The organism is Paraglaciecola sp., assembly GCF_051252315.1.
Classification (GTDB): Bacteria; Pseudomonadota; Gammaproteobacteria; order Enterobacterales; family Alteromonadaceae; genus Paraglaciecola.
In genome coordinates this window covers 1-3,229 of record NZ_JBPOFP010000219.1, presented here as the reverse complement: position 1 = coordinate 3,229, position 3,229 = coordinate 1, and the positions used below count along the sequence as shown (strand labels likewise).

Sequence of the window (3,229 nt, the reverse complement as noted above, 5' to 3'; positions counted from 1 at the left end):
TTCTCTTTGGGTGTATTTATGAGTAAAAAAATCGTACATCTCGTGTATAGCATGGGGTGTGGTGGATTAGAAAAAGTGATTGTTAATTTAATTAACGCTAGTTCTGATTACGATTGTGAACATATTATTGTCACATTAACACCTGAATACGAGTTAATTGATTTAATTGAATCTGACGTTAAGGTGTATTGTGTAGATAAAAAGCCGGGTAAAGATTTAATGTGTCATTGGCGATTATTTAAGTTATTTAAAAAAATTAAACCCGATGTATTAAATACTTATAACTTTGGCGTTATTGAATATCAAATGATTGCTGCTTTGTCTGGTATCAAATGGTTAGTCCACAGTGATCATGGAAGAGGTGGAGATGATTCTAAAGGGCAAAATAGTCGTAATAATTTTGTTCGAAAGTTTATGTCAGGTTTTATTGATGAGTACATAGTCGTTTCCAAAGATCTGTATTCTTGGGTTAAAGACTCAATTAAAATTAAATCTAAATCAATTCGAATCATTCAAAACGGTGTCGCATTAGACAATTATAAAAAGTCTAATAAAGATGAAAATTGTTTTAAATTTTGTACCGTAGGTCGATTGGATCCTGTAAAAAATCAGGCATTAATGCTTAACGCCTATCATTTTGCCTTGAACAAATGCCCGGCGCTTAAACAAACTAAATTACAAATTGCTGGTGATGGTCCAATTAGGCATGAGCTTGAGAGTCAAATAAAAGAACTCAATCTACAATCCTTTGTTGAGTTATTAGGCTATCGTGATGATATAGCGGAAATACTTTCACAGGCAGACGCCTTTGTCCTTTCTTCTAATTATGAAGCTATGCCTATGACTATTTTAGAATCCATGGCCAGTAAAGTGCCAGTAGTGACAACTGACGTTGGTGGAATTAGGCATTTTATTTCTGATGATGAAGTCACTTTTGTTCCAGCTTCAAACGTGGAGTTACTCGCGGAATGTTTTATTGATTTGTTTTTAGCGCCTGAAAAGTTTGAAGAAAAAACAAGTGCAGCTTTTGACTTGGTTTCTACTAAGTATAGTCTGGCTCAAATGACTAAAACTTACATGCAGGTTTATGAGGTCATTTAAGTTTGAACTAATACAACTAAGAGGCGTTAAATCGCCTCTATAATCTTATACATTAAAATTATTTTTGGAAAAGTCGTTTGCTCTGCTTTTTATTTGTTTGGCAAGCATAATAAGTTTTGGATACCCTGCTAGTTCTTTTAAAAATCTACTAACCATTCTGAAAAAACTTACATCATTACTGTAAGCGTCGATTAGTTCTTTGCCTTGCCCACCATAACTAGAGAATTCATCTGGAAAAAACGCCTTATTAACAAAAGGCCAAGTTTTTCGAAGTTTTACTATTTCAACTTCACGTCGGCCTAAAGCCGTAGATTCGTCAGGTGTAGTTGGAGTAAAAACCCAATTATTGTTTAAATTTACTTTTCCTAAAGAATGGACTTCGTGAAAGTAATATCTAGGAATAAATACGAGATCACCCGGTTTGGTATTAAAATCATAAAAATCGTACTTTTCAGGTGTGTACTTAAAGTTGTTTCCAACTAGTCCTGCAAACATAAATGGGGTGCATGGCAATGGGGTATTAGGCGAAGTTAAAATCCACCTTTTCTCGCCTAATACTTGTAGGTTTAAACCGTGTAAACTATTTCCATCGTAATGGGGCAGGGTGACATGCCCACCTGGTTGCATAAAAACACGCATAGGAAACTCTCTAACCGAGAATTCATCTTTATTAAGAATATCCTTAACAAATTCAGGTATGGTGATTATATCGTTGTCTACGAGCTCTGAATCAAACCAACCAAGGGATTTCTTTTCTTCACTATAGAACTTTTGTTTGACGTATTCAGGGGTAATCTTCTGGCTATCAAAAGCAAATACACCTTCTACAACAACAGGTGTTTGTGTCGTAATATATTTTTCAAAATAACTTTCAAAATTCAAATCACTAAATGGAATTCTATCTATGCTTAGTTTCATGGCTATTACCTTCCAGCGTTGTCTTTTAACCGAATGATCCAATTCAAAAAGACTATTTAAAGTTAATCTACTTTAAATAGTCAATTAATAGATTAAATTCCAGCGTCTTGACTAATTTTATTGGCCACAGCTTCATTACCTGTTTTACGAAGTGCGTCTACATAAAATTGAGCATATTTTTTAGATTTATTACTCGCATTGTATGCTTTTGCATAAGCTGAAATAGCTTCGTCTGTTTGATTGTTTTTTAACAAAGCACTTGCGTGAATTTCCAGTAAATAAGGCTCATCTGGGGCTAATTTAAGAGCATTACTAGTAATTTCAACTGCTTCCGAAGAGCGCCCTTGTTCTTGCATGACAGCTGCCAAATTATTTAATGCTATCCTATTTAATTCATCAGTCTCTAAGATTCTTTTATAAATTTCTTCAGCGTAAGGCTTGTCATTTTTCATAACTAGACCTGCTAGATATAATCGAGCTGTGTTGTCTTTTGGGAAGCTTTTAAGGTGGTTTTTAGTAAAGGTTACAGCTTCTTCTATATGATTAAGTTTAACGTTGCAATTTAGTACGAGTTTAAGCACTTTTACACTTGGTTTAAAATGATAGTTATTCTCTAATAGGGGCAATGCTTGCTTACATTTGTTTTCCAAAGTAAAAAGTTGTCCCTCTAAAAGGTTTATCACTGGGTTATCTGCCTCGTATTGGTTTGCAAGCAGATTTAATGATTCTCTACCTTCCTTGATTTTATTCAAATAGATAAGGTGTTGAATCTCTAATACGAGTAAGTTGTCACGTTCTGTTTTTGCGAATTTTATTCCACTTTTAACTTGTGTTAAGGCTTTATTAACGTTTCCTTGGCTTTCATATAAATTTGCTAAATAACGCCATGCAACACCTGTTTCCGGATTGGTGCTTGTCCATTGAATTAAAGAATCTTCAACTTTCTGTGGTTTAGATTGTTTTAAATAAATGTCTATGAGTAATCTCCAATAGGGAGCAGGTGTTGTTTTAGAAACTGTAATTTGTTTTAAAATACTAATAGCCTGATCATATTCTTTACTTACTTCCAAAAGTTTAGCGTAATGGAGCGCGTACTTTATATTTGAGGGCTCTAGGTTGTAGGCTTCTTGAATAGGTTTTATTGCTTCTTCTGGCGCACCTACTTTGTGTTCTAGTGCAAAATAGGTAATCAAAGAGGGGAGATGTATAG

The 3,229-nt window shown here is 34.2% G+C and carries 3 protein-coding genes; 1 reads left to right on the top strand and 2 read right to left on the bottom strand.

The features are described from left to right. Positions 1-1,101 (top strand): glycosyltransferase (locus tag ACSHXM_RS21370; RefSeq protein WP_435692371.1); only part of this gene is annotated, 1,101 nt, incomplete at its 5' end. Positions 1,102-1,146: 45 nt separating this feature from the next. Here the strand turns inward: ACSHXM_RS21370 and ACSHXM_RS21365 are convergent. Together ACSHXM_RS21365 and ACSHXM_RS21360 are read right to left on the bottom strand one after the other, a co-directional pair. Then, entirely contained in the window at positions 1,147-2,019 is an 873-nt protein-coding gene (locus ACSHXM_RS21365) for a cupin-like domain-containing protein (RefSeq protein ID WP_435692369.1), read from the bottom strand. 92 nt (positions 2,020-2,111) lie between these two features. Then, on the bottom strand, positions 2,112-3,229 hold a 1,118-nt coding region (locus ACSHXM_RS21360), incomplete at its 5' end, for a tetratricopeptide repeat protein (RefSeq protein WP_435692367.1).

Excerpts from the sequence above, each read along its gene's own strand:
- ACSHXM_RS21365 (WP_435692369.1), bottom strand. The coding sequence starts at position 2,019 with ATGAAACTAAGCATAGATAGAATTCCATTTAGTGATTTGAATTTTGAA.